Source organism: Lentisalinibacter salinarum (genome assembly GCF_040706555.1).
GTDB lineage: Bacteria > Pseudomonadota > Gammaproteobacteria > Steroidobacterales > Woeseiaceae > Lentisalinibacter > Lentisalinibacter salinarum.
Genome location: NZ_JAPDRH010000003.1, coordinates 331961 through 357164 on the forward strand (window position 1 = coordinate 331961; position 25204 = coordinate 357164).

General features: G+C 68.6%; 25 protein-coding genes. 18 read left to right on the plus strand and 7 right to left on the minus strand.

The features are described from left to right. Nucleotides 1-54: 54 nt before the first annotated feature. On the minus strand, nt 55-807 hold the full coding sequence (locus tag ACJMKZ_RS12070) for a glutamine amidotransferase-related protein (RefSeq protein ID WP_405233459.1): 753 nt from the start codon (nt 805-807) through the stop codon (nt 55-57). Nucleotides 808-944: 137 nt separating this feature from the next. On the opposite strand from ACJMKZ_RS12070, the gene ACJMKZ_RS12075 reads away from it, so the two are divergent. The 5 genes from ACJMKZ_RS12075 to ACJMKZ_RS12095 all read left to right on the plus strand — a co-directional run bounded on the left by ACJMKZ_RS12075 (nt 945) and on the right by ACJMKZ_RS12095 (nt 5067). Further along, nucleotides 945-1550, plus strand: a complete 606-nt coding sequence (locus ACJMKZ_RS12075; RefSeq protein ID WP_405233460.1) for a nuclear transport factor 2 family protein — start codon at nt 945-947, stop codon at nt 1548-1550. A 252-nt stretch (nt 1551-1802) separates the two neighbouring features. Then, the gene (locus tag ACJMKZ_RS12080; RefSeq protein WP_405233461.1) at nt 1803-2738 is read left to right on the plus strand and encodes a hypothetical protein; all 936 of its coding nucleotides are present in this window, start codon (nt 1803-1805) and stop codon (nt 2736-2738) included. Then, entirely contained in the window at nt 2725-3432 is a 708-nt protein-coding gene (locus ACJMKZ_RS12085; RefSeq protein ID WP_405233462.1) for a hypothetical protein, read from the plus strand. Before ACJMKZ_RS12080 ends, ACJMKZ_RS12085 begins: the two co-directional genes overlap by 14 nt. A gap of 76 nt (nt 3433-3508) precedes the next feature. Next, nucleotides 3509-4033 carry a DUF2878 domain-containing protein gene (locus tag ACJMKZ_RS12090; RefSeq protein WP_405234160.1) on the plus strand — a complete coding sequence of 175 codons (525 nt, stop codon included), beginning with the start codon at nt 3509-3511 and terminating at the stop codon, nt 4031-4033. Further along, complete coding sequence (locus tag ACJMKZ_RS12095) at nt 4033-5067, plus strand: SAM-dependent methyltransferase (protein WP_405233463.1); 1035 nt, start codon at nt 4033-4035, stop codon at nt 5065-5067. Before ACJMKZ_RS12090 ends, ACJMKZ_RS12095 begins: the two co-directional genes overlap by 1 nt. A 52-nt stretch (nt 5068-5119) precedes the next feature. On the opposite strand, the gene lysM is transcribed toward ACJMKZ_RS12095, so the two are convergent. Beyond that, nucleotides 5120-5602: a peptidoglycan-binding protein LysM gene (lysM, locus tag ACJMKZ_RS12100; RefSeq protein WP_405233464.1), complete on the minus strand. Its 483-nt coding sequence runs from the start codon at nt 5600-5602 to the stop codon at nt 5120-5122. 63 nt (nt 5603-5665) lie between these two features. Then, nucleotides 5666-5869 (minus strand): dodecin family protein, encoded by a 204-nt coding sequence (locus tag ACJMKZ_RS12105; protein WP_405233465.1) that lies wholly within the window; start codon nt 5867-5869, stop codon nt 5666-5668. Between the two features lie 121 nt (nt 5870-5990). On the opposite strand from ACJMKZ_RS12105, the gene ACJMKZ_RS12110 reads away from it, so the two are divergent. Both ACJMKZ_RS12110 and ACJMKZ_RS12115 read left to right on the plus strand, forming a co-directional pair. After that, nucleotides 5991-7250, plus strand: coding sequence for a hypothetical protein (locus ACJMKZ_RS12110; protein ID WP_405233466.1), 1260 nt, complete (start codon nt 5991-5993; stop codon nt 7248-7250). Further along, complete coding sequence (locus ACJMKZ_RS12115) at nt 7247-10057, plus strand: tetratricopeptide repeat protein (protein WP_405233467.1); 2811 nt, start codon at nt 7247-7249, stop codon at nt 10055-10057. Before ACJMKZ_RS12110 ends, ACJMKZ_RS12115 begins: the two co-directional genes overlap by 4 nt. Here ACJMKZ_RS12115 and ACJMKZ_RS12120 read toward each other — a convergent pair. Continuing rightward, complete coding sequence (locus ACJMKZ_RS12120) at nt 10017-12065, minus strand: S9 family peptidase (RefSeq protein WP_405233468.1); 2049 nt, start codon at nt 12063-12065, stop codon at nt 10017-10019. The two genes, ACJMKZ_RS12115 and ACJMKZ_RS12120, sit on opposite strands and share 41 nt — an antisense overlap. A gap of 153 nt (nt 12066-12218) precedes the next feature. On the opposite strand from ACJMKZ_RS12120, the gene ACJMKZ_RS12125 reads away from it, so the two are divergent. From ACJMKZ_RS12125 to ACJMKZ_RS12135, 3 genes are all read left to right on the plus strand, one after another. Next, entirely contained in the window at nt 12219-13703 is a 1485-nt protein-coding gene (locus tag ACJMKZ_RS12125; RefSeq protein WP_405233469.1) for an AAA family ATPase, read from the plus strand. Between the two features lie 50 nt (nt 13704-13753). Beyond that, nucleotides 13754-15613 (plus strand): FHA domain-containing protein, encoded by a 1860-nt coding sequence (locus ACJMKZ_RS12130; protein WP_405233470.1) that lies wholly within the window; start codon nt 13754-13756, stop codon nt 15611-15613. A gap of 91 nt (nt 15614-15704) precedes the next feature. Then, nucleotides 15705-15974: a hypothetical protein gene (locus tag ACJMKZ_RS12135; protein ID WP_405233471.1), complete on the plus strand. Its 270-nt coding sequence runs from the start codon at nt 15705-15707 to the stop codon at nt 15972-15974. Here ACJMKZ_RS12135 and ACJMKZ_RS12140 read toward each other — a convergent pair. After that, nucleotides 15963-16520, minus strand: a complete 558-nt coding sequence (locus ACJMKZ_RS12140) for a gamma-glutamylcyclotransferase (RefSeq protein WP_405233472.1) — start codon at nt 16518-16520, stop codon at nt 15963-15965. The genes ACJMKZ_RS12135 and ACJMKZ_RS12140 overlap by 12 nt on opposite strands. A 129-nt stretch (nt 16521-16649) precedes the next feature. Here ACJMKZ_RS12140 and ACJMKZ_RS12145 point away from each other — a divergent pair, with 129 nt between their 5' ends. From ACJMKZ_RS12145 to ACJMKZ_RS12155, 3 genes are all read left to right on the plus strand, one after another. Beyond that, nucleotides 16650-16955, plus strand: coding sequence for a hypothetical protein (locus tag ACJMKZ_RS12145; RefSeq protein WP_405233473.1), 306 nt, complete (start codon nt 16650-16652; stop codon nt 16953-16955). Between the two features lie 175 nt (nt 16956-17130). Then, complete coding sequence (locus ACJMKZ_RS12150) at nt 17131-17508, plus strand: hypothetical protein (protein WP_405233474.1); 378 nt, start codon at nt 17131-17133, stop codon at nt 17506-17508. Nucleotides 17509-17696: 188 nt separating this feature from the next. Beyond that, nucleotides 17697-18212 carry a hypothetical protein gene (locus ACJMKZ_RS12155; protein ID WP_405233475.1) on the plus strand — a complete coding sequence of 172 codons (516 nt, stop codon included), beginning with the start codon at nt 17697-17699 and terminating at the stop codon, nt 18210-18212. 56 nt (nt 18213-18268) lie between these two features. Here the strand turns inward: ACJMKZ_RS12155 and ACJMKZ_RS12160 are convergent, their stop codons facing one another. Next, complete coding sequence (locus ACJMKZ_RS12160; RefSeq protein ID WP_405233476.1) at nt 18269-19996, minus strand: M28 family metallopeptidase; 1728 nt, start codon at nt 19994-19996, stop codon at nt 18269-18271. Nucleotides 19997-20151: 155 nt separating this feature from the next. Here ACJMKZ_RS12160 and ACJMKZ_RS12165 point away from each other — a divergent pair, with 155 nt between their 5' ends. Continuing rightward, nucleotides 20152-20721, plus strand: coding sequence for a YkvA family protein (locus ACJMKZ_RS12165; protein WP_405233477.1), 570 nt, complete (start codon nt 20152-20154; stop codon nt 20719-20721). A 2-nt stretch (nt 20722-20723) separates the two neighbouring features. After that, nucleotides 20724-21074, plus strand: coding sequence for a hypothetical protein (locus tag ACJMKZ_RS12170; RefSeq protein ID WP_405233478.1), 351 nt, complete (start codon nt 20724-20726; stop codon nt 21072-21074). Here ACJMKZ_RS12170 and ACJMKZ_RS12175 read toward each other — a convergent pair. Continuing rightward, on the minus strand, nt 21049-21333 hold the full coding sequence (locus ACJMKZ_RS12175) for a hypothetical protein (RefSeq protein ID WP_405222114.1): 285 nt from the start codon (nt 21331-21333) through the stop codon (nt 21049-21051). The two genes, ACJMKZ_RS12170 and ACJMKZ_RS12175, sit on opposite strands and share 26 nt — an antisense overlap. Before the next feature lie 122 nt (nt 21334-21455). Here ACJMKZ_RS12175 and ACJMKZ_RS12180 point away from each other — a divergent pair, with 122 nt between their 5' ends. The 3 genes from ACJMKZ_RS12180 to ACJMKZ_RS12190 all read left to right on the plus strand — a co-directional run bounded on the left by ACJMKZ_RS12180 (nt 21456) and on the right by ACJMKZ_RS12190 (nt 25170). After that, the gene (locus ACJMKZ_RS12180; RefSeq protein ID WP_405233479.1) at nt 21456-23582 is read left to right on the plus strand and encodes a carboxy terminal-processing peptidase; all 2127 of its coding nucleotides are present in this window, start codon (nt 21456-21458) and stop codon (nt 23580-23582) included. Between the two features lie 99 nt (nt 23583-23681). Beyond that, on the plus strand, nt 23682-24005 hold the full coding sequence (locus ACJMKZ_RS12185; RefSeq protein WP_405233480.1) for a hypothetical protein: 324 nt from the start codon (nt 23682-23684) through the stop codon (nt 24003-24005). A gap of 25 nt (nt 24006-24030) precedes the next feature. After that, nucleotides 24031-25170: an efflux RND transporter periplasmic adaptor subunit gene (locus tag ACJMKZ_RS12190; protein WP_405233481.1), complete on the plus strand. Its 1140-nt coding sequence runs from the start codon at nt 24031-24033 to the stop codon at nt 25168-25170. Nucleotides 25171-25204: the final 34 nt, after the last annotated feature.

Sequence of the window (25204 nt, forward strand, 5' to 3'; positions counted from 1 at the left end):
TCAGCCCGGGATTCGGCCCGGAATCCCGCACAGACCGGCCGCGTGCGGCGCCGCTCAGCGCGACGGCAGCGCGCGCCGTCGCCGCGGCAGGCCGAACTGCTCGATCCAGCGGCCGAAGACGCGCCGGCTGCGGGCCTCCAGCGCCGCGATGAGCGCGGGCGTCTCGCGCCGTATCGCCTCGGGGTCCACCCGACCCCGCAGACCCGCCAGCAAGCGACGGTTGACCGGCACCGTCAGCCAGCGCTCGACCAGCGCCCGATCCACCTCCAGGTGGAATTGCAGCCCGAGCGCCAGTTCGCCGTAACGGAACGCCTGATTGGCGCACAGCGCGGACTCCGCGAGATGGCTCGCGCCCGGCGGCAGCTCGAAGCGGTCGCCGTGCCAGTGGAACAGGGGCGCCGGCGAATCCAGCGCCGAGAGTACCGGGTCCGTCTCGCCGTCGGCAGTGAGCCGCACCTCGTGCCAGCCGATCTCGTGGGCCCCGTTCGGCGCCACCGCGCCGCCCAGCGCCTTCGCCAGCAGCTGCGCGCCCAGACAGATGCCGAGCACGTGGCGGCCCCGCTCCAGCGCCTCCCGGATCAGTTCGACCTCGGTGGCCAGGTTGGGATAGTCCCCGACCTCGTCCACGTTCATCGGTCCGCCGAGGACAATCAGCGCATCGTAGCCGGCGAGCCGCGGGCGCTGCGCCGGGTCGCGGCTGAAATTCACGTAGCGGATGCGGAAGCCACGTTCCTTCAGCAACGGATCCAGCGTGCCCAGGGGCTCGAAGGGCACGTGCTGGAAGACGAGGACCTTGGGACGAGGCATCGGCGACTCCTGATCCGATCAGCGGCACGCGCCGAATAACGTTCCGGCGCCGGCAGAGCTCACGTGCACTATGCTTGTCGTCGTCACCATGCGTTCACCATCGTCTCAGGCCGCGGCCACCCTGCAAGGAGACCGGCATGCAAAAGCTCGCGATTGTAACCCTGCTTGTCATCGGCGTCCTGGCCGTCATCCTGATCGGCCTGCTGGCGTGGGCGATCCGCAGCGCAGACGTGGCCTCCTCCGCCGACCACGTGGCCGCCTACGAGGAGGCCCTGGCCCGCACCGATGGGATGGGCCCCGCGCCGGGCAGCGACGCCGAGGCCGCCGCCGTCGAGAGGCTGCGGCAGTTCTTCGGCGAGCTCACGCCCGAGGCCGTGCGGCGCATGGCCCGGGAGGTCTATGCCCCGGACGCCTTCTTCAACGACACGCTGAAGACCCTGCGGGGCGCCGCGGCCATCGAGGAATACTTCGTGCACACCGCGGAGAACGCCGACTCCGTGCAGGTGGAGTTCCACCACGTCGGCCGTTCCGGCGACGATTTCTATTTCCGCTGGCGCATGACCATGCGTATCGGCGCACTGGCCGACGGCGAGCCGCTGGTCTCGTGGGGCGTGACCCACTTCCGCTTCGACGACGACGGCCGGGTGGTCCTGCACCAGGATTTCTGGGACTCCGCCGGCGGGCTGTACGAGCACATTCCCGTGGTCGGCGGCCTCCTGCGGGCCATCCGGGCACGTTTCTGAGGCGAGCAGGCGGGGCGACGGACCGGTTGCTTGCATGACGGGCGCGCTGAGTCTAGAGTCGGAACGTGCATCCCTTGCCGCGGCCAGGATGAAACTTCGGGCGGCCGCGCGAGTCGACAGCATGGATACGAGACCCGATCCCTGGCGCATCGCCGAGCAAGTTGCCTGGCCAATGGCCGAGTAAATCGCCGAGCAAGTCGCCAACGGAACCACCGAGGGAATCGCCGGCCGCTTCGGCCGATGGAGCGTCGCTTGACCGGGAGAGTTTCTGCCATCGTCGCAGTCGTCCTGGCGGCCCTGGTCATTACGGGCTGCTCGAGTCAGGTTGCGCTCCAGGACCCCGCTCTCCCCGACCCCCTGCTGAACCAGCTGCCGTTGAAGGTCGCCGTCCGTTACTCCCCCGAAATGTCGCGCTACGTGCATCAGGAAGAGGTACTCGGGCGGCAGAAGTGGACCATCAACCTCGGGGCCGCCAACAAGCTCGCGTTCCAGCACCTGTTCGAGTCCATGTTCAGCGAGGTGGTCGAGGTCGACGCCGATACGGACGTCGAGACGGTGGGCGCCGACGCACTGGTCGAGGCCAGCATCGAGGCGTTCGAGTTCGCCCTGCCCGCACAGAGCCGCTCGGACGCCTATACCATCTGGATCCGCTACCGGCTGCGCATTTTCGACGGCGAGGGCACGGAGATCTCCAACTGGCCCATCGCCGCCTACGGCAAGGCCGGCTCCGAGGGGATGTTCAGCGCGGACGAGGCGCTGGCCCGCGCCGCGGTACTCGCCATGCGGGATGCGGCCGCCATGATCGGCCTCCGCTTTGCCCGGGAGACCGGGCTCGGCGACCCGGGCGGCAGCGGCATCCCCGGCGCGGAACCGGAAGAGGCGGAGAGCCTGACCGCGCAAACCGGGCCCGCGAGCGAATCCTCCGCGAAATCCGCGGCTGACTCCGCAGGCGACTCCGGCGGCGATTCCGCGGGCGATTCTGCGGGCGATTCGGCGGGCGACTCCGCAGCGGCCCCCGCGAGTGAGGCCGATTCCGGCGCCGTGACGGTGGTGGCGCCGCCGGAGATCGAAGACGACGCGGAGCTGCAGGCCGACGACGGGCCGGGGCAATCCACGGACGTGGCGGCAAACACGGGCGATGCCACCCAGGCAAAATTCCAGGGGAATCTCACCGATGACCGAGGCTAGAGACGGCAGAGGCGAAGTGACGGGCCCCGGCCGGATGCTGCTGCCGGCGCTTGTCGGGGCGGCCGTCCTGCTGAGCGGCTGCGTCACGGCACGGATGGAACAGGAGAAGAGCGCGGCCACCGGCATCCTTGACGGCGAGGCGGTGGTGGTCATGGCGCGCAGCTACCATCTCGGCAACGAGACGGAGCGCGGCTTCACCGACTGCGTGGGCAATGCGCTGGGCAACGGCCGCGAAGGCCTCGCCGTGATGCCGGACGAGCAGTTCGTGGACGCGCTGTTCCCTTGGCTGGAACCGCGCACGGCGCCCGCCGAGACGAAGGCGCTGCAGCGCTTCATGCAGCGTCCGGGCGTGCGTGAGCGCATCCGCGACAGCGGCGTACGCTACATCGTGTGGCTCGACGGCGATACGGAGCGCACCGGCGGCGGCGGCAGCCTGTCCTGCGCCGCGGGGCCCGGCGGTGGCGGCTGCTTCGGCTTCGCCTGGTGGGAGAACGAGGCGAGCTACGAGGCATCGATCTGGGACCTGAAGGAACTGAAGTCCGCCGGCTCGGTGAAGGCGGACGTCTCCGGCACGTCGTATCTGCCGGCGATCGTGATCCCGGTGCCGCTGATCGCGCGCACCCAGACTGCGGCGTGCAAGAACCTGGCGGACCGGCTGCGCACCTTCATTGCCGACACCGACACCACCGGCTGAGCCCGCCCCGCTGCATCCGGAAAGCCGTCTGCGCCGAAAAGCAGACGGGTCAACGGATAATCCCGGGTTGCGCCTCGTGCTGATCAACTTCATCCTCTTCAATTCGTGCTGGTTCGCGCTGGTGCTCGGTGCCTCCAACGGCATCGTCTGGCCGGGCATGCTGCTGGCCGTCGCCTTCCTCGTCTGGGAGTTCTGCCGGGAATCCTCCCGCGGCCGGTTGCTGGCGCTGTGCGCCTTCGCGCTCTCCCTGGGACTCCTGGTAGACGGCAGTTTCGTCGCCCTCGGGCTGCTCGACTACGCCTCACCGTGGGGACCGCTCGCGCCTGCCTGGATACTGACGCTATGGGTGGTCTTCGCGCTCACCCTGCGCGGCTGTCTCGGCTGGCTGGCCGGGCGCTACCGGCTGGCTGCGCTATTCGGCGCCATCGGCCAGCCGCTGTCCTTCACCGCCGGGTCGAAGCTGGGCGCGGCCGCGTTCCCCGGCGAGCTCGGGCTCGTCTACCTGGGTATGGCCTGGGCCGTGGTGACCCCGCTGCTGGTCTGGTTCGCCCACGCGGCACCGCTACCGTCGCCGGTCCGCAGCGCCGACGAGGCCGCGTGATGGGCGGTCCCATTGACTGGGCCGAGCGCGGCCTCGTACCCGATGCGCTGATCCGCCAAGGCATCCGGCGCCTGCTCGCCGGACGCCTGGCCAACGAGCGCCTGGCGGACGCCGACGCCCAGGACGCGCGCTTCCGGATGCGCATCTCCGAACTTTCCGAAGGGCCCGTGGCGGTGCACACGGACGCCGCCAACGAGCAGCACTACGAGGTGCCGCCCGAGTTTTTCCGCCTGTGCCTCGGACGCCACCGCAAATACAGCTGCGGCTACTGGGACGAGTCGACGGCCACGCTCGACGACTCCGAGGCGCGCATGCTTGCCCTGACCGTGGAGCGCGCGCGCCTCGAGGACGGCCAGCGCATCCTGGAGCTGGGCTGCGGCTGGGGCTCGTTGTCGCTGTGGATGGCCGAGCATCTGCCGAAGGCGGAAATCCTCTGCGTCTCCAACTCCGCCCCCCAGCGCGAGACCATCCTGGGGCTCGCCCGCGAACGGGGGCTCGGCAACATCGACGTGATCACCGCCGACATGCGCGAATTCGATGCCGGCGACACCTTCGACCGGGTCGTCTCGGTGGAGATGTTCGAGCACATGAGCAACTATCGCGAGCTGATGCGGCGCATCGCCGGCTGGCTGCGACCGGGGGGGCAGCTGTTCGTCCATCACTTCTGCCACCGGCAGCTGCTCTACCCCTTCCAGGTGGAGGGCAGGACCGACTGGATGGCACAGCACTTCTTCACGGGCGGCATCATGCCCTCGGCCGATACGCTGCTGCATTTCCAGGACGATCTCCGTCTGGAGGAGCGCTGGCTGGTGAGCGGACGCCACTACGGGCGCACCTGCAACGCCTGGCTGGAGAAACTGGACGCGCATCGGGAAGCTGCACTCGACATCCTCGGCGAGGACCTCGCCGCGCGGGATGCACAGATCTGGCTGCAGCGCTGGCGCATCTTCTACATGGCCTGCGCCGAGCTATTCGGCTACGGCGACGGCCGCCAGTGGCTGGTGGGCCACTACCGCTTCCGCCGGCCGGAATGAAGAACGGGCCCCGCAGGGCCCGTCCGGATCACTGGCGACTGCCGGCGGCCGGTCAGCCGAGCGGGATGCGGATGCGCTGGCCCGGATAGATTTTGTCCGGGTCCTCGATCACCTCCCGGTTCGCCTCGAATATGCGGGGATATTTCATCGCGTCACCGTAGTACTGCTTCGCGATCTTGCTGAGCGTGTCGCCGGAACGGATAGTGTAGAACTCCACCGGCTCCTCGTCGGGCTCGGCCTCCGCACGGTCGTCGTCCTCGCCGGCGTCGCCGCCGGCTTGCGCACGGATGGTCATCTTGTTCGCGTAGACGTCGATCACGCCCTCCACGTTGCCCGCGAGCAGCACGCACTTCTGCATGGCGGCGCCGGATTCGCACTCGCCTGACAGTCCGACCACGCCCTGGTCGAACTCCACTTCAAGATTGCGCACGCCGGGGTTGTTCTGCAGGATCAGTTCCTTGATCTTCTCCGCGGCCTCCTCGTCCTTGTTGAAGATCCGGCGTCCGATATCCTTGGCGAAACCCAACAGATCCATTTCATTCTCCTCGTTGCGCCGGCCGCGGTGAACGCGGCCGGCCGTCAGGGGTCACAGAACGGGTCAGCCCTTCAGAACGAAGGTGACCTTCATGTTGACGCGGTATTCCTTGATCTTGCCGCCGTCGCAGACCACCTTCATGTCCTGAATCCACGCGCCTTCGATGTTGTCGAGGGTCTCATTGGCCCGCTCTATGCCTTTCTCGATCGCATCCTCGAAGCTCTTACCCGATGCGCTCGTGATCTCGGTGACTCTTGCAACGCTCATGTTCTTCTCCTTGTGGCCAAACGGCGGCCCGCGACCCGGCGGGATTGCCCGGCCGCGGCTGCGGCATGCGGCCCCACCGTCTTCCCTGTTCGGTGCCGCCGTTTTACGCATAATACGCAGAATGCGATATACCTGCCTCCTCCTGCTGATCTGCCTTCCGCTGAGCGCCTGCCGCATCGCCGGCGAGGCGGCGGCCGCGCCCGCGGCGGACGAACTCACGTACCGGCTGCATTACGAACTCGTGCTGGAGCCCTTGCAGGGCGTCGCCCGGGCATCGATCACGCTCGAGCAGCCGCGCCACCTGCTGCGCGAGGCCCGCTTCAGCCTGTCCGGCGAACGCTGGACGAAATTCTCCGGCGACGGCGAGATCGAGCGCCGCGGCGGCAAGCTCGTCTGGCGTCCGCCCGAGGGGGGCGGGACCCTGCGCTGGCAGGCGGCGCTGGTGCATCCCCGCGGCGAGGCCTACGACGCCCGGCTCGGCCCCGAGTGGGCCCTGTTCCGGGGCGAAGACGCTTTTCCGGCTGCCGCGACCCGCACCCTGAAAGACGCCGTGTCGCGGAGCACGCTCAGCCTCAGGGTGCCGCGCGGATGGTCCGTCGTCACGCCCTACCATGAAGAAAACGGCCGCTATCGGGTCGTGAACGACGAACGCCGCTTCGATCGGCCCACCGGCTGGATGGTGGCCGGCAACCTCGGCGTGCGCCGGGACGTCATCGCCGGCGTGCGCGTGGCGGTGGCCGGGCCCGTGGACCAGGGCGTGCGCCGCGTCGACGTGCTGGCGCTGCTGAACTGGAACCTGCCCGCCATGGTGCGGCTGGTACCGGATTTCCCCGAGCGGCTCACCGTGGTCTCCGCCGGCGATCCCATGTGGCGCGGCGCGCTGTCGGCCCCCGACTCGCTCTACGTCCACGCCGACCGCCCGCTGATCAGCGAGAACGGCACAAGCACGCTGCTGCACGAACTCATGCACATCGCCCTCGGCCGCGACACCGTGCGCGGCGACGACTGGATTCTGGAGGGACTGGCCGAGTATTACAGCGTGGAGGTCCTGCGCCGCACCGGCACGGTGACCTCTCAGCGCAGCAGCGACACGTTCCGCGACCTGGCCGAGTGGGGCGAGGAGTCCGACGGACTGCGCCGGCGCCACTCGACCGGCGCGACCACGGCCCGGGCGGTAACGGTGTTCCGGGAACTCGACCGGGAGATCCGGGATCGGACCGCAGACGCCAGCCTCGACGACGTGCTTCGCCGACTCGCGGACGGCGACGGACACCTCGACCTCGAAGAGCTGCGAGAGACGGCGGCGGCGGTCATCGGCGCATCGTCACGCACCCTCGCGTCGGAGGAGTTCCGAGACGCACTGGGAGAGCCGGCCAGGTGATCATCGACGAACTGAGAAGGCGCCGTGTATTCCGGTCGGTCGCGACCTACGTCGTCGCCTGCTGGGTGGTCATCGAGGCGGCGGACGTCATCTTCCCCTATCTCGGCCTGCCGGAGTCGGCGGTCCGCACCGTCATCCTGGCCGCCATCGCCGGCTTCCCACTGGTCCTGGTGCTGGCCTGGTTCTTCGACATCACGCCGGAGGGCATCGTCCGCACGCCCGACCGGAGCGAAGCCGCCGAACCGCCGCGGCGGCTGTTCGGCCGCTGGACGGATCTGGTGCTGCTCGGGCTGCTCGCCGTCGCCATCGCCTACATTGTCAGCGAGCGCCTCGGCGGCGGGGAAGCGGATCGGCCCGCCGGCAACCTGGGCTCCATCGCCGTACTGCCGTTCGACGATCTCAGTCCCAACCGGGACAGCGCCTACCTCGGCGACGGGATCGCCGAGGAACTCCTGCACACCCTGGCCCGCGTGGAAGGGCTGCGGGTGGCCGCCAGGACCTCGTCCTTCGTCTTCCGCGACACCGACCGAAGCATTCCGGAGATCGGCGAGGCGCTGAACGTGGCCACCGTTCTCGAGGGCAGCGTGCGCAAGGACGACAGCGCGAACCGGGTCCGCGTGACCGCACAGCTCATAGACGCCCGCGACGGCTTCCATCTCTGGTCGGAGACCTACGAGGGACCGCTGGACGACGTGTTCCGCATCCAGGACGAGATCGCCGCGGCCATCGCCCGCAAGCTGGAATTCACCCTGCTCGGCGGCAATGCGGAGACGGCGGCGGAGGCCACCGAAAGCGTCGAGGCCTACGAGCTGTACCTGAAGGGCCGCAATGCCGCCCACGAGCGCACCGAGGAGGCGCTGCTGCGCGCCCGCGACTACTACGCCCGCGCCACCGAGTCGGACCCGGGTTACGCGCTCGCCTACACCGGTCTCGCTGACGCGCTCTCCCTCCTGATCGACTACGGCAACGAGCGTCTGGACGACGTGACACCCCGGGTCGAGGAACTGGTCAACCGGGCATTCGAGCTGGAGGCGGAGCTGCCGGAGGCCTGGGCTTCGCTGGGGCTGCTGCGGCTGCAGCAGGGCCAGTACTCCGCGGCGGAAGAGGCGCTGAGCCGATCTCTCTCGCTGGACCCCGCCAACGAGGACGCGCTGACCTGGTACGGCAGCGTACTGCTCGCCCAGGACCGCTACCGGGACGCGCTCAGCACGTATCTGCGCGCCTACGAGCGTGATCCCCTGTCGATCCCGCTCAATACCAACCTGGGCAACCTGCTGAGCACGATGGGCCGCCACCTGCAGGCCGAGACGCACTTCCGCCGGCTGCTCGAGTTGCAGCCGGCGGAGATCGGCGTCCACCACAACAATCTGATCCAGTCTGCCCACGCGCGTGGCAACATGTCCGAGGCAGCGCGCTGGGCGGGCAGGGAACTCGAGCGCGACCCCCGCAACCTGCTGGCCCTGTACTACCTTGTTTCCCTCCACACCGACCTTCGGCAACCGGACGAGGCACGCCGCTGGCTGGCGGTCATGGAGGAGATGGATCCGGAGGACCCGTACACGCTGCAGGCGACGAGCCTCTGGTACGTGGCGAATACACGCTACGAGGACAATCTGGACTACGTGCGCGCCACGGCCGACCGGTATGCGCGCAACCTGGAGCCCTACGGCGTGACACTCCCGCCGGGCCTCCTCGCCTGGCTCGGTTCCGCCAACTTCTTCGCCGGCGATCTGCAGGCGGCGCGCGATGCCTACGCGGAGGCGCTCAGCTACGACGGCGGCGTCGCCGGACCTGTGGTCAACGAGACGAACCAGGCCTGGCTGCCCTGGATGATCCGGACCTACCGGCAGCTCGGCCTCGATGAGGAGGCCGGGGGCCTGCTGGAGGCGCTCCAGGCCTACCTCGAAGAACGTCTCTCGGCCGGCATCGACACGGCCAGCGCCCACGCCCAGTACGCGCAGGTATTGTCCCTGCGCAATCGGCCCGAGGCGGCGCTGCGGGAACTGCGCGCGGCGGCGGAGCGCGGTTTCCGACAGGCCTATTACCTGGACATCGCCGGAGACCTCAGGGCGCTGCTGGATTCCGCCGGGGGCGGCGAGTTCCGGACGCTGCTGGACTCCTATATCCAGACCGACCGTGCGGTGCTCGCCACCACAGAGTCCGTCGAGCATGCACTCCCGACCCGTCCGCAGACGATCGATCTCGACGCCGCGGCGCGAGAACGCTATGCCCGCCGCTACCGCCGGGAGGATGGCGCGGTAGTGAAGATCGACGACACGCCGGACGGGCTCGTCCTGACGGTTCCCGGCGACCGCCCGCGCCTGATGCGGCCCGTCTCGGCGACCGAGTTTTTTTTCGAGGACTCGGCGGTCAGGCTGGAGTTCGTGCTGGACGAGCGAGGACGGCTCAGACACATGCTCTGGCACGAGTATGGCCATCAAGTGCGGGGTCGGCCGGCAGTGACGCGCCGGGAGGTGGCCGACTACGAGATCGACCCGATGGTCCTGGACGACTACATCGGACGCTACGAGATCGAGGGCGTGGCCGGCATCGAGCTGCGCCTCACCCGCCGCGACAACATGCTGTTCGGCGCGATCACGGGCCAGGCGGCCATCCCTTACCGTCCGCGCGACGTCGACGAGTTCGCCAACGAACTGGTCGACGCCAGGCTGCTGTTCCGCCGCGACCGGACGGGGCGCGTTACCGGGGTCGTCATCCGCCAGGACGGCCGGGAACTGCAGGCACGGAGGGCCGAGGTCGAGCCGGCTAGCGCCCCTCCCCAAGATGCCGGTCGAACCAGTCGATGATGCGCCGCAGCCGCTCTGCCCGCTGCGACGGCGCGCCGTCCCGTGACAGAGCGTGGCTCCCGTCCGGCATCACCACCAGCTCCGCCGGCTTGCGGAGCTGCTTCAGCGCCGTGTAGTACTGCAGCCCCTGCTCCAGCGGCGTGCGGAAGTCGTCGTCGCTGTGGATGATCTGCACCGGGGTCGTCACCCGGTCCACCAGCATCAGCGGCGAGCGCGACAGGTAGCCTTCGGGGTCGCGCCAGGGGTAATCCCGGAACCAGCGCGCGGTCACGTAGCGGTTGATGTCGGTCGTGCCGACGAAACTCATCCAGTTGGTGACGGAGCGGTGCGCCGAGGCGGCACGGAAACGATCCGTCTGCCCCACCACCCAGGTAGTCAGCAGCCCGCCGCCGCTGCCGCCGGCCACGCCGAGCCGCTCGGCATCGATGTACTCGCGCTCCGCCACCGCGTCGACCACGGCCATGAGGTCGCGGAAGTCGTCGCCCGGGTAGCGATACTGGATGACGTTGCCGAAGACCTCGCCGTAGCCGGTGCTGCCCCTTGGGTTGGCGATGAGCACGAAGTAGCCCGCTGCGGCCAGCACCTGAAACTCGTGGAAGAAGTTCGTCCCGTACATCGAATGCGGGCCGCCGTGGATATAGAGGATCAGCGGGTGGCGCTCGCGCATATCGAAGCGCGGCGGCTGGATCAGCCAGGCCTGGATCGGCGTGTCGTCGAAGGAGTTGACCCGGAGCTCCTCGTACTCCGCGAAGCGGGGATATTCCAGGTAGGCGCCATTCAGGGAGGTGCGCTGGCGCCAGCCCCCGCGCTGCGCGCGCTCCGGCGGAAAGGTTACGATCTGCGGCGGCGAATCCGGCCGGCTGTAGACCGCGGCGATGCTGCCGTTGGCCGCCACGTCGAACTCGCGGATATCCCCCTCGTCGAAATCGGTGACCGGCGCGACGACGCCGTCGTCGACGCCGGCCCGCATCAGCTGCACCCGGCCCTCCACGGCAGCCGTGAAATACAGGCTGCGACTGTCGGCCGACCAGGCGAGCCGGCGGGCCGGTCCGAACGGCCGGTTGACGTCGCCGGCCATCGTATCGGCGACACCCGCCGGCCAGTCCGCCGTCAGGTTCCGCCGCTCGCTGCCGTCCGGGCGCATCACGTAGAGCTCGTCCGGCCGATAGCTGACCGGCGGCTCGGCGTCGTCGAAGCCGGTCCAGGCGATCCAGCTCCCGTCCGGCGACGGCAACGGATTGTCGTCGGGTCCGTTGCGATCGGTGATGGCCCGCGGGGCGACGCTGCCGTCGGCCGCGACGGCGTAGAGCTCCGTGTCGCCCAGCGCGAGCGCCTCCTCGGAATCCCAGGCGGCGCTGAAATAGAGCGTGGCCCCGTCTGCGCTCCAGGCCGGCACCCCGGCGCCGAATTCGTGGTCGGTGAGCCACAGGGGCTCCGTTCGCGCTTCCGTCACGGCCACGACGCCGAGCTGAGCCGCGCCCGGCCGCCGGTAGCCCTCCCGACCGTCCCGCCGCGTGAGCAGGCGCTCCGTGACATAGGCTCCGTCCTGGTCCGGCTTTGCGGCCGGCCGCGCCAGTATCGCGATGCGGCGACTGTCCGGCGACCAGGCGAAGGCACGCACCCCTCCCTCCGCAGCCGTGATCTGCATCGCGTCGCCGCCGCGCGCCCCCAATACGTAGACCTGGGCGGCACCGTTCCGGCGGGACAGGAACGCGAGGCTGCGGCCGTCCGGCGACCAGGCCGGCGCGTAATCGGCAGCGGCGTCTGCGGTGAGACGGCGCTCGCCGGATGCCGCGATGAGCCACAGGTCCGCATCGTAGCCGTCCGCCTCGGCGTCGGTGCCGAAACGGGTATAGACGATGCGTTCGCCATTGCCATTGTCATCGGGCGCGTAGCGGGGGCTGCCCGCGTATTCCCAGTCGAGCAGCGATTCCTCGGTGAGCGGCGCGGCCGCCAGCGGTAGGGCGGCGGCCAGCGCGAGCGCGGCGGCCGGCAGTGTCGGCTTCATGGGCGGTACCTCATAACCAGCGGGATTCTAGCAGCCGACGGCAAAACGCTGTGGCGTGACCTGGCGCAAGCCCTCGCCCGCGGCGGATGGTCTAGCATGTAGCGGCACTGGTGACGGGCAACGAGCCGCCCACGGACGAGTTATGGACGAGCTATGGACGAGCGCAAAGACCTCAGCCTGATACTGAACTCGCGGGTACCGATCATCGTGGTGGAGAGCCACGAAGAGGATCGGGTGCTGGAGCTGCTGAAGGACGTCAATCTCACCGGCGGCGACTACCGGCCGCTCTATCGCTGGACGATCACCGACGGCCTGCAGCGCCTCGACATCGAAATGGAGCCGCAACTGCACAACAGCCAGCCGGCCGATGTCTTGCGCCATATCCGGGCGGTGGAGAAGCCGGGGCTGTACGTGCTGCTGGACTTCCATCCCTACATCGACGATCCGGTCAACGTCCGCCTGATCAAGGACATCTGCATAGGCTTCCGCAACACGAACCGGCACCTGGTACTGATCAGTCACCGCATCCGCCTGCCGGCGGAGATCGAGCGCTTCTCCGCCAGGCTGGAACTGAGCATGCCCTGCCCCGCGCGGCGGGAGGAGATCGTCCGCAAGGTGGCCCGGGAATGGGCGCAGGCCAACGAGGGCCGCCCGGTGCGCACCGACAAGCAGGCCTTCGAGCTGCTGATCCGCAATCTCGGCGGGCTGACGGGCGCCGACACAGCGCGCCTCGCGCGGAACGCGATATTCCGCGATGGGGCCATCTCCTCTGCCGATATCCCGGAGGTGATGCGGGCGAAATACGAGCTGCTGAACCGGGGCGGTCTACTCTCCTACGAGTACGAGACCGCCGACTTCGCCGAGGTGGGCGGTCTGGCCAGCCTGAAGAGCTGGCTGGAGCGCCGCCGCGGCGCGTTCCTGAAACCCGGCGAGAACAGACACCTCGACCTGCCCCGCGGACTGCTGCTCATCGGCGTGCAGGGCTGCGGCAAAAGCCTGGCCGCGAAAGCGACCGCCGGCGTCTACGGTATCCCGCTGCTGCGCCTCGACTTCGGCGCGCTCTACAACAAGTATCACGGCGAGACCGAAAGGAACCTCAGGGAGGCGCTGCGCACCGCCGAAGTCATGGCGCCCTGCGTGCTCTGGATCGACGAACTCGAGAAGGGCATCGCCGGCGGACGCGACGATACCGGCACCGGCCGGCGGGTCCTCGCCACCTTCCTCACCTGGATGGCGGAGAAGCGGGACCAGGTATTCGTGGTCGCCACGGCGAACGAGATCGACGACCTGCCGCCGGAACTGGTGCGCAAGGGGCGCTTCGACGAGATCTTCTTCGTCGATCTGCCGCGGCCCGAAGTCCGGCGGGACATTTTCCGGCTGCACCTGGCGGCCCGGGAGCTCGACCCCGGCGGGTTCGACGTGGCCGCGCTGGCCGACGCCAGCCACGGCTTCTCCGGCGCCGAGATCGAGCAGGCAATCGTCGCCGCGCTCTACACGGTCCACGGCTCGGACCGGACGCTGGACACCGCCGCCATCCTCGCCGAGATCGAGGCGACGCGCCCCCTCTCCGTCGTGATGGCCGAGCGCATCGACCGCCTCCGGCGCTGGGCGGAGGCTCGCACGGTACCCGCAGACTGAATGCGGCTGCACACGCTCGCCCCGCGCGGGCCGCGTGCTAGACTTTTCCCATGGCATCGGAAAGCAAAAACAAGATCGATGCTCCGGCCGCCGTCGTCGATGATGATCCCACCGACGAGCTGCGCGCACTCGGCGGCGGCGCGATCGACGAAGGGACGGCCGAGCTGCATGGCCTCGACGCGGAGACGGTCACTCGGGAAGAGAAGATTCTGTCCCTGCAGACCGACCTGGAAGAACGAGGCGAACGGATTCGCTCCCTCGAGAGCCGGCTGGAGCAGATGCAGTCCCGCTGGGACGAGGTCGAGCAGGAGCTGGCCGAGAGGGAGAGCACCGCGGCGGCTCTGCGTCAGGAACTGGAGACCGCCCGCGAACGCATCGCCGCCCAGCAGGAGCAGCTGAACGACAGCACCGACCGCGGGGCCGGCCTGACCGAGGCATTGGGCGCGGCGGAGCGGCAACTCGCCGACGCCGGCGGCGAGCGGGAGCGACTCGAGACGGAGCTGGCCCGCTCCCGGGACGAGACGGGACGGCTGCAGCAGGCACTGGCCGAGGCCGAGCAGCAGGACTCGCGCCTGCGTTCGGGACTCTCGCTGCTGGTCCGCACACGGCGCGAGGCGGGGCGGGCGAAACGGGAGACGGTGCGGCTCGGCCGACGGCTCGCCCGCCGGGAGGCCACGGCTCGGGCGCTCGAACGGGAGCTGGCCCGGGTCCAGAACGAGAACGACGACCTGCGCCGCCAGCTGCGCGGCCGGGACGCGCGCAGCCGGGAACTCGAGACCGCCGCCGCCGAGATGGAATGCCGGCTCGAGGAGAGCGCCGGCTGGCGCGAACAGGCAGAGGAACTCTCCCGCACGCTCGCCGAGGTGCGCCGAGCCGCGGCCGAGCTCGGCAATCGCATCGAAGAGCGCGACGACACCATCCGCCGGCTGGAGGCCGAGAACGAACGAGTCGGCCACGAAGCCGCCGGTCTGCGTGCAGCGCTGGAAGAGGCAAATCGTTCCTGCACGCAAGCCCGCGGCGAACTGGAGACGCGCAGCGGGGAACTGGCGCAACTCCGCGAGGAACTCGGCCGGCGCATCGACGAGCAGGACGAGGCCATCGGGCGGCTGGAGGCCGACAACGAGCGGCTCGGCGGTGAGGCCGCCGCGCTCCGCACCGCGCTGGCAGAGGCGCGCTCGGCCGCCGGAGAAGCGGAAACGGCCCGGTCCGAGGCGGCCGGCGAGCTCGAGGAACGCAGCGAGGAACTCCAGCAGGTCTGGCACGAGCTGTGCGACAGGGATCAGGAACTGGAGAAGACACGGTCGCGACTGGCGCACATGGAGAGCCGGGTCGACGACCTGAAGGAACGGCTGGCCACGCGGGAATCCCGCGAGGAAGCCGACGCCGACGCGATCGAGTCTCTGCGCGGCGAGCTGCACGGGACCCGCACCGAACTCGCCGACGCACTCACCCGCAATGGCGAACTGTCCGCCGAACTCGAGCAGTTGCGCGAACACATCTCGAGGCTCGGCACGATCGAGGCCTCCATGCAGGACCTCGACGCCCGCATGGCCCGCAGCATGGCCGGTGAAGACGAGCCGGGCCCCGGCCAGGCGCGGGTCGGCCGCTCCCTGGTCGCCGAGGTCAACGGCCAGGACATCCGCTACCCGCTGTTCCGCGAACGCATCACCATCGGCCGCACCGCCGGCAACGACATCCAGCTGAAGACACCGTTCGTCAGCCGCTTCCACGCGGCCATCATCAACGAGGCCGACCGGGTGCACGTCGTGGACCTGGGCAGCAAGAACGGCATCTACGTGAACGGCGAACGCACCCCGCGGGCCGATCTGAAACCGGGCGATACGCTGGTGATCGGCGACAGCCGCTTCCGCTACCAGGAGACGGCCCGGGTTCCCGGCGCCGACGCCTGAGTGTGAGACCAATCACGGACTAGACTCGACGCATGCGCTACTCTCGGCGGCGCTGGGGAGACCGCACGAGGTCGGGACGGATGCGCCACTGATGGGCAGCAGGGAAGCACAGGCAACGGGCGCGAGCACGCTCCGCGTACGGAGCCGATCGCTGGCGAACCGCCGCGTCTGGCTGCCCACGCTGCTGTACGAAGCCCTCCCCTATTTCTACATAACCGCCGGCTTCCTGGCGCTGTTCGCCACCCTGTACGTCAGCGACTGGTACTGGGTCGTGCCTTATTACCTCCTGTTCGCGGGCTGCTGCCTGCATCTCGGGGCCCGCATCTGGCGCAGGCGCCGGCGCGAGCGCCTACGCCCCTGAGCCGGACTCCGTCCGTCGCAGCAGCGCCTCCAGCGTAAACACCTCCTCGTGCTCCGGGGCGCCAAGGCCGCGCAGCGCCTCGGCCAGACGAAGGACGTATTCCGAATTCGGTCCGCTGGGACCGGCGCTGATCCGGATCTGCCGCGCCATCTCGGCGAGCGGCGCCGCGCCGAGATAGTGTTTCCCAGCCGGATCGGCGACATAGGTGATGGCCTCGCCGCGCCGGCCGTCGTCCAGTGCGATGCCGAGCGTGCGCTTCAGATAACCATTCTTCTCACGATGGTCGAGATAGGTCAGCACCTTCGCGCGCGACCCGGCCTCTATCCGGTAGGCGACCCCGCGGCAGCGGGCACCCGGCTCCGGCGCCAGCGTCGCGACCCGGCCGGGCCGGGCCGGCGTGCCCCGGTGGTCGGTCGAGGCCTGCCAGAATCGGCGCTGCTGCCCCTCGCTCCAGGCCGGCACCGCCTCCGCGTGAGGGAAGTCGGGCCGCCACACCAGCGAGCCATAGCCGAAAATCCACAGTTCCTGTTTGCCGTTTTCGGCCATGTGCTCCTCCGGATACTCCTCGGGGCTCGATCCACCGGGGCTTGATTCCGCCCCGCAACTCGCCGAGGATCGCCGCTGAACAGACGTCGCATCGCCGGCGAATTGCCGCTTAACGGACGGATTCTCGCAATGGCAGAGGAAAAAGACGACACCGGATCCATCCTCCGGAGCGCGGTCAAGCGCGAGTCGCTGCTCGCCGCCGTTCTCGTACTCGGCGGCGTGCTCCTGTTGCCGGCCGCGGTCTACGGGGTCGGCTTCCTGATTTTCGGCGAATACCCGGGCGGCCTCAGGGGCTTCTACGGCGAGATCTGGGGCGCACTGGGCCGCGGCAATCCGAGCACCTGGTTTCTGGTGCTGAGCCCCTGGGTGGTGGTGACCGTCGCCCGCCTGACCTGGCGTGCCATGCGCCGGCCCCGGAGCCGGACGCCGGCATGAGTCCCGGCCACGCGGCCGCAGAATTGTGAAGCGGGTCACAGAACTCTCATAAAAACAATGAATTGACGGGTAATTTGACAAAATTATGTCAAGTTTCAGGTGCACGTTTGCGGGTGGGTCGGATAATCAAGTTCTCGATAGAGGCTTCAGCCCGCCACGAAAAACAACCCGATAAATGACCTCGTACCTCAAAAAACTGCTGGAAGAGCGACTGCTGGAGCGTTTCCGGTCACGGCCGGCACCCGCACCGGCACACGGAGCCACGCCGCTGTTGAACCAGGTCCTCGCCGAGCAGCGCGCCAGACAGCGCAGGCAATCCCAGCATCGTGAGGAACCGGCTCCGCCACCGCCTCCCCGCATCGATCACCTGCCGGCGGGAAGCCGGGTCGTTTCCAACGGCAACGGCAAGAACGTCTATCTGGGCGACATTCCCGCCAACGACCGCGATGAGTTGCTCAGATTGCTGGACGACCCCTCACTGTCGATCGACGAGGATCACGCCTTCGATCCCTACGACCACTCGGATTCCTGGCGGCGGGACGACCAGCGCTGAGCGCATTGGAGAAGGCCGGTCGCGGTCGAGACCGGTCGACGGCACACCGAAAGGCCGCCGCCGCACGCTGCCTTGTTGACATAAGTCCTTGAATTAGCTTCAGGTTGTGACCTGAGTCCTCGTTAGCTGCCGCCACCCGGTGCCAGACTGGCCTCCGCTGTCCCTGATGACCACGGAGGGTGCGGCCGATGAAGACTCCACTGATGCTCACTGCCGCCTGCCTGCTGGCGCTGCTCGGCACCGCGGCTGCGGCCGACGAAGCGCCCGGCCATCGCGAATCGGCCACGGGCGAATCGGCCACGGGCGCGGCCAGCGACGGGCACGCGATGGGAGTGACGGCAGTCGAAGAGGCAGGCACTCTCCGCTACGCCCTGCTCCCGGCACGCTTCCGGCACCGGGCCGCGCACGCAGCGCGTGCCGACGTCCGCATCCTGCGGGACGACGGCTCCGCCATCCGCCCCATGGACTACCGGGACCGCGCCCCTCTCATCACCCGACTGAAAGAGCTCGACGGGCTGCGTCTCCTCACGTTCTGGGAGACCCGCGCCTTCGCCATCTTCTTCGGCGTCTCCCGCGACGGCTTCGCCGGCCTGAACATCACCCAGAAGAAAGACCGCGCGCCGGAACGGGAGGAGGAAGAGGCCGAGCCGGCCGACCCGGCCCCCGAACCAGAGTTCCTCGCCGCTAAGGTCCATCGCCAATGAGGCCCGGTAAGGGCCGGTAAGCGCGCCGGCGAAGGGCCGGCAAGCGCGGCTCGCCGTCAGCCGCCCTCGCGGGCCGATGCGGATGCGTCGCGTGCCGCGCGGAATTCATTGCCCTCGACCCAGTTCGGCCAGTTCCTCGTCGCGGACAGGGCCCGGCCCACCTCGAACAGCAGCCCGACATCCTCGATCACGCCGCGCAGGTCCCAGTCCTCGCTGTATTCGTCGCTGACCTTGTGGTAGCGCTCGCTTATCCACGCACTATTGTAGGCGAGCCCGTACTCCCTGCCCTTCTCGCGGTGATCGACGCCGCCGCGCAGGTACAGCGCCGGCACGCCGCGCTTGGCGAAGTTGAAGTGGTCGGAGCGGTAGAAGAAGCCCTTCTCGGGCGTGGGTTCGGCCTCCAGGTGGCGCCCCTGAATCTCGGCGGCGCGGGCCGCGTACTCGTCCAGTTCGGAGTTGCCGTAGCCGATCACCGTGACGTCGTGACTGGGGCCCACCAGCGACATCGCGTCCAGATTGATGTTGGCCACCGTGCGCTCCAGCGGGAACAGCGGATGGCTGGCGTACCAGTCGGAGCCGAGCAGGCCCGATTCCTCCGCGGTCACGGCCAGAAACACGATGCTGCGCTCCGGGCCGGAGTCCATGGCAGCAAAGGCTTCGGCGATCTCCAGCATGCCGGCCACGCCGGTGGCGTTGTCCACGGCGCCGTTGTAGATGCGGTCCTGCAGCACGGAGCGCGCCACGCCGAGGTGGTCCCAGTGCGCCGTATAGACGATGTACTCGTCCGGATGCTTGCTGCCCGGCAGCATGCCGACGACGTTGGCCGACTCCATGCTGGACAGGCTGTTAGTGACTGCGACGCTCGCCTGCAGGCCCAGCGGCCGCGCCTCGAATTCCCGGCTCGCCGCCGCACTCACCGCCTCGTCGAGGTCGACGCCGGCCGAGGCGAACACCGAGCGGGCCGCCTCGCCGGTCAGCCAGCCTTCGATGGCGACCCGGGGCGGCGCGGCATCACCGAGATCGAGGTCGAACTGTTCGCCGCTCCAGCTGCCGCTCACCACCAGCCAGGGATAACCGGCCGCCTCCGTCTCGTGGACGATCAGCGCCCCGGCTGCACCCTGGCGGGCCGCCTCCTCGTACTTGTAGGTCCAGCGGCCGTAGTAAGTCATGGCGCGACCGTTGAACAGCTCCGGATCGCCGGTGGCGAAACCGGGGTCGTTGACCAGGATCACCACGGTCTTGCCCTCGACGTCCAGACCCTCGTAGTCGTTCCAGTCGTACTCGGGCGCGACGATCCCGTAGCCGACGAAGACCATGTCGCTGTCGGTCAGGGACTCGGCTTCCCGGTAGCGCTTGGTCCACACCATCATGTCCTGCTGGTAGCGGAACGCCAGCGATTCCTCGCCGCCCTCGATCGCAAGCGGCGTCACCTGCTCGGCGGTGATGGAAACCAGCGGTACGCCCTGCAGATAGCTGTCGCCGTTGGCCGGCTGCAGCCCGGCGGCGCGGAACTCCGCGGTGAGGTAGTCGACCGTGTTGCGCTCGCCTTCGCCGCCCGGCGCCCGGCCCTGAAACTCGTCCGAAGCGAGCACCTTCACGTGTTCGGCGAAATCGGCCGCGTCGATGGCATCGACCGCCGTGGCGGCCTCCGCGCCGGTGGTCGGCTGTCCGGCCTGACGTGCCGCTTCCTCGCCGCCGCCACCGCAAGCCGCGGTGAGTGTGATGACCGCGGCCAGGACCGCCCGACGCGACGCGCGGCTTACCAAGCTCCCTACGATATCCATGCTTTCTCCTGTTCCGGTTCCGGCCGCCGGTCCGGGCAGCCCGTCGATGAGAGCGGCACGGTATACCAGAAACGGCGGCCGGGTACACGCCCGACGGAATTGACCGCGTCGGGACCCCCGCGTACGCTCGCTGCTTCCCGCCGAGGAGGAAAATCATGGGGCTGCGCATCACCATCGATCTCGAGGATACGGATCTCGACCACTTCCGCCTGATCATGAAGGAGGCGCGCAAGGCCGCAGGCCAGGCCTCCGAAGACGACATCATCGCGTCCGCCGAGAGCCTCCTCGGCGAGGTGCGCCAGGGGAAGGCGCCGACATACATCCAGGAACGTCTCGAGAAGCTGCGGGTACTGACCGACATGCTCCACGACTCCGAGTGGCAGCTGCCCGAGGAGGAGAAGGGACGCGTGATCAACGCGCTGGCCTACTTCGCCGAGCCGGAGGACCTGATCCCCGATCACATACCGGGCCTGGGCTTTCTCGACGACGCCATCATGGTGGAACTGGTCGTGCGCGAACTGCGCCACGAGATCGAGGCCTACCAGGATTTCTGCGAGTTCCGGGTGCGCGAGGAAATGCGCCGCGGCCGCAAGAACGAAGATCCGGTGACGCGAGAGGAATGGCTGCGCAGCCGGCGCAGCGAACTCCACTCGCGCATGCGCCGGCGCCGGCGCAGCGAGCGCAAGCGTGGCGGATCCCGGCGTTCGCCGCTGTCGCTGTTCTGAGCGTGAGCCCGGCGGAAGCAGCAGGCCTCCCGCGGGAACTCCGGGACGCCGTCGCCGTGCTGGAGCGAACGGTCACCGGCCGGCTGCGCGATGAACTGGCGGCCGCCGGCGCCGGACGTGACGGACTCGCCGAAGAACTCCGACGACGGCGTGACGACTACCGTACCTGGCACCGCATGGACGAAGTGCCGGAGCGGGTGGCCGAAGTGGCCGGCCGCCTGGTCCGCGGCGAACCCACCCCGGAGCTGCGCCGGGAGCTGCAGCTGGCCGTGCTCGCCGCGATGACCAGAGCCCATCAGAAAGCGCTGGCGGAGACCGGAGGGACGGCTAGGGCCAGTAGAACCAGCCCGTGAACAGTACGTCGGCCCACATCAGCGCCTGCGCGGGCCACCGCCACCACAGACGTTTCAGCTGCGCATAGAAACTTGCCCCTGCCACGACTGTCATAGCCATGAACAGCCCGAAGCTGCCGACCAGCGGACGGAACTCGGACGCGAGCCGCGGATATTCGTCCCCGAGGATGAGGAAGATCAGCATTACCACGGCGAGGCCGAGGCTGATCGACGCCGCCGAGCCGAGGACGATGCCGGTGATTATGGTGAGTGGCTGCATAGGGCTTGTCGAGCGTTGCGAAGGTGTGTCGTTTGCCCTTGATTGGCGGGTCGGGGCATTCTAGCCTTGCCTCGGCGGGGTGCAAGTGCCGCCGCTGCGTCGGAATCGAGGACGGATCTGGAATGATGAAGAGAATCAGAACTGGTTTATTTGCGACGGCATTCATGCTGGCCGGTGCCTGGGCCGGCGGCCTCGTGCCCGTCGCCGCCGACGCCGTCCCGCCGGAGAGCAACCCGACGCTGGCCCCGACGGACCGGCACGAGCAGATCGCGACGCTGGTCACCGATTTCATCGAGCGCTCCCACTACCGCCGCACCGCCGTCGACGACGACGTGTCCGGCCGTATCCTCGACGCCTACATCGAGGCCCTGGACGGTAATCGCTCCTACTTCCTGCAGTCCGACATCGATGCGTTCCAGCAATACAGGGACCAGCTCGACGATGCCGTCTCCCGCGACGAGTCGCTGGAGCCTGCCTTCGAGATCTTCCGGGTCTACCGCGAGCGCGCCGAGCGCCAGATCGACCACGCGCTGGCGCTGCTCGACGAGGAACCGGACTTCTCGGTGGAGGAGACCTTCCGCTTCAACCGCGAGGACGCGCCCTGGGCCGCCAGCCAGGCGGAGCTGGACGAACTCTGGCGCAAGCGCGTCAAGAACGACGCACTCAGTCTCGTGCTGACCGATAAGCCGTGGGACGAGGTGCGCGACATCCTCGAGAAACGTTATCAGCGGTTCCAGAAGCGCTTCGAGCAGATCAACAGCGACGACGTGTTCGAGACGTTCATGAACTCGTATGCACGCACCATGGATCCGCATTCGAGCTACCTGTCGCCGCGCAACTCCGAGGAATACCAGATCCAGATGAGCCTGTCCTATTTCGGCATCGGCGCTTCGCTGCAGATGGAGGACGAATACGTCACGGTGATGAACATCATCCCCGGCGGCCCCGCGGCCATCGACGGGCAGCTCGAACCTACGGACCGCATCACTGCGGTCGGCCAGGGCGATGAAGGCGAGATGGTGGACGTCATCGGCTGGCGCCTGGACGACGTGGTACAGCTGATCCGCGGACCGGCCGGCACCACCGTGCGTCTGCAGATACTGCCGGGCAATGCCCTGCCCGGTGCCGAGGAGGACATGCTCTCCCTGGTGCGCGACCAGGTGAAGCTGGAAGAGCAGGCGGCAAAGAGCGACATCGTCACCATCCCCCGCGACGGCCGCGACTGGCGGGTGGGCGTCATCACCGTGCCCAGTTTCTACCGGGATTACGAGGCCCAGCGCGACGGCGACAAGGACTTCACCAGCACCACCCGCGACGTCGAGCGTCTCATCGGCGAACTCGAACAGGAAGGCGTCGACGGCCTCATCATCGATCTGCGCAACAACGGCGGCGGCCACCTGACCGAGGCGACGGCGCTGTCCGGCCTGTTCATCGACCGCGGTCCCGTGGTGCAGCTGCGCGACTCCACCGGGCGCATCAGCGTCATCGACGACCAGTGGAAGAACGGCGTCGCCTACGACGGCCCGCTGGCGGTGCTGGTCAATCGTTTCAGCGCCTCGGCGTCGGAGATCTTCGCCGCCGCCATCCAGGACTACGAGCGCGGCGTGGTCATCGGTCAGCGCACCTTCGGCAAGGGATCGGTGCAGAACCTCTACGCGCTGGACCGCTTCCAGCGCGACAGGAGCGGCGACGGCCTCGGCCAGCTCACCCTCACCATCGGCAAGTACTACCGGGTGACCGGCGACAGCACCCAGCATCGGGGCGTCGACCCGGACATCGCCCTGCCCTCCGTGATCGACTCGGCGGAAGTCGGCGAGAGCACCCGCCCCACGGCGCTGCCCTGGGACCGGATCCGGCCCACCCGTTACGAAGCGCGTGAGCCGCTGGATCCCACCATCGACCTGCTGTCGAACAACTTCCGCGAGCGGCTGAAGAGCGACCCGGACTACGACTACCTGCTGAAGGACATCGAGGCCGCGCAAAGCATGCGCGAGCGCAGGACGGTGTCGCTCGCGCTGGACGAGCGCAAGCAGGAGCGCGAGCGCCTGCAGGCCGAGCGTCTGGCGCGGGAGAACGAGCGCCGCGAGGCACTGGGCCTGGAGCCGGTCGAGTCCGTGGAAGCGCTGGACGAGGAAGAAGAGCCGGACATCCTCCTGAAGGAAGCCGCCTCCATCGTCGCCGACATGGCTCAGTTCCTGGCGCTGCCGCGTCCGCCCGCAGCCGAGCGGGCCGCCAAGAACGACCTCTGAGCCTTCGCCGCGAGTCCTGACGGGGGAATACCTCTTGTCAGTCGGTCACAAGGTGTTATACTTAACTACAACACTAGTCGACCATGGAAGTAGCACAGGATGCCCGCACGCCCGCTCCGCTATCCGCTCGCGCTGACCGTCGGCCTGACGCTGACCCTTACCGCCTTTCAGGCTCTGGCCACACGCGATGCGGCCACGACCCTTTTTCCGGTGCCGCCGGCCCGCGCCGCGGACGCGGCCGCGCCGACGCCGGTCACACCGCCGGTGCTGCGGGTCCGGCCCCTGATCGAGCTGCGCTGGGCCGAGATCTTCGGCGACCGTATCGAGGGAGCGAGACGGGGAGCACAACGGGCAATGGACCGGTCCGCTGCTTTCCCGCCGATTCGGCTGCCGACCGGCCCCATGTACCGCCGCGACATCTGAGATATTGCGAGGATCATTGAAGTCGATGAACACACGGGACGTGAAGACAGGGGGCCTGCTCACCGCCGGGCTGCTCGGCGCCCTGATCCTGGCCGGCTGCGGCGGCTCAGGGGATTCGAGTGCCGGACCCTCCGCCGGGGCCGCGGAAGAAGAGAAGGAGACGGAAAAGGCGGCGATACCCGTCGAGGTAGCCAAGGTCGCCCGCGACGATATCTACGCGGTCTACTCGGGCACCGCCGCCCTCGAGGCTTTCGCCGAGGCGGAGGTGGTGGCCAAGGTGGGCGGCGAGATCCGCGAGGTCCTCGCCGAGGAAGGCGAGACCGTACAGCGCGGGCAGATGCTCGCGCGCCTCGACGGCGATCGGCTGCGCCTGGAACTGGAGCAGGCCAGGGCCAATCTGGCCAGGGCGGAGCAGGAATACCAGCGCAATACCGAACTGCACGAGAAGGGCCTGCTCGCGGCGGGGGCCTTCGAGAACCTGAAGTTCGAGCTGGACGCGCTGCGCGCGGCGTGGCGGCTCGCGCAGCTCGAGTACAGCTACACCGAGATCCGCGCGCCCATCGACGGCGTCGTCTCCGAACGGCTCGTGAAGGTCGGCAACACGATTGCCGCCAACACGCCCATGTTCCGCGTGACCGACCTGGAGCCGATCGTCTCCTACCTGCATGTGCCGGAGAAGGAATTCGGCAAGATCGAGCAGGGACAGCCGGTGTTCATCACCATCGACGCGCTGCCCGGAGAGCGTTTCCGCGGCGTGGTCGAGCGCATCAGCCCCGTGGTGGACGCCGGGACCGGCACGTTCAAGGTGACGGTGGAGGTGGACGAGGAAGACACCGCGCTGAAGCCGGGCATGTTCGGCCGGCTCGACATCGTTTACGACTCGCGCCCGTCCCGACTGCTGGTGCCGCGCCCGGCCGTCGTCGAGACGGAATCGGGGCCGGCGGTATACGTCGTCCGCGACGGCGTGGTGGAGCGCCGGCCGGTGCAGACCGGCATTGCCTGGCAGAACCGCATGGAGATCGTCTCCGGCGTCGAGGAGAGCGAGCAGGTGGTGGTGGTCGGCCAGTCCGGCCTGCGTGACGGCGCGCGGGTGAAGGTGGTGGCGGACGAAGAGACCGCCATGCAGCTGAACGCGGAGATCGCGTCCGGCCGCAACCGGCTGTGAGCCGGCACCGGCGACGGCCCGGGGAGCGCATGCC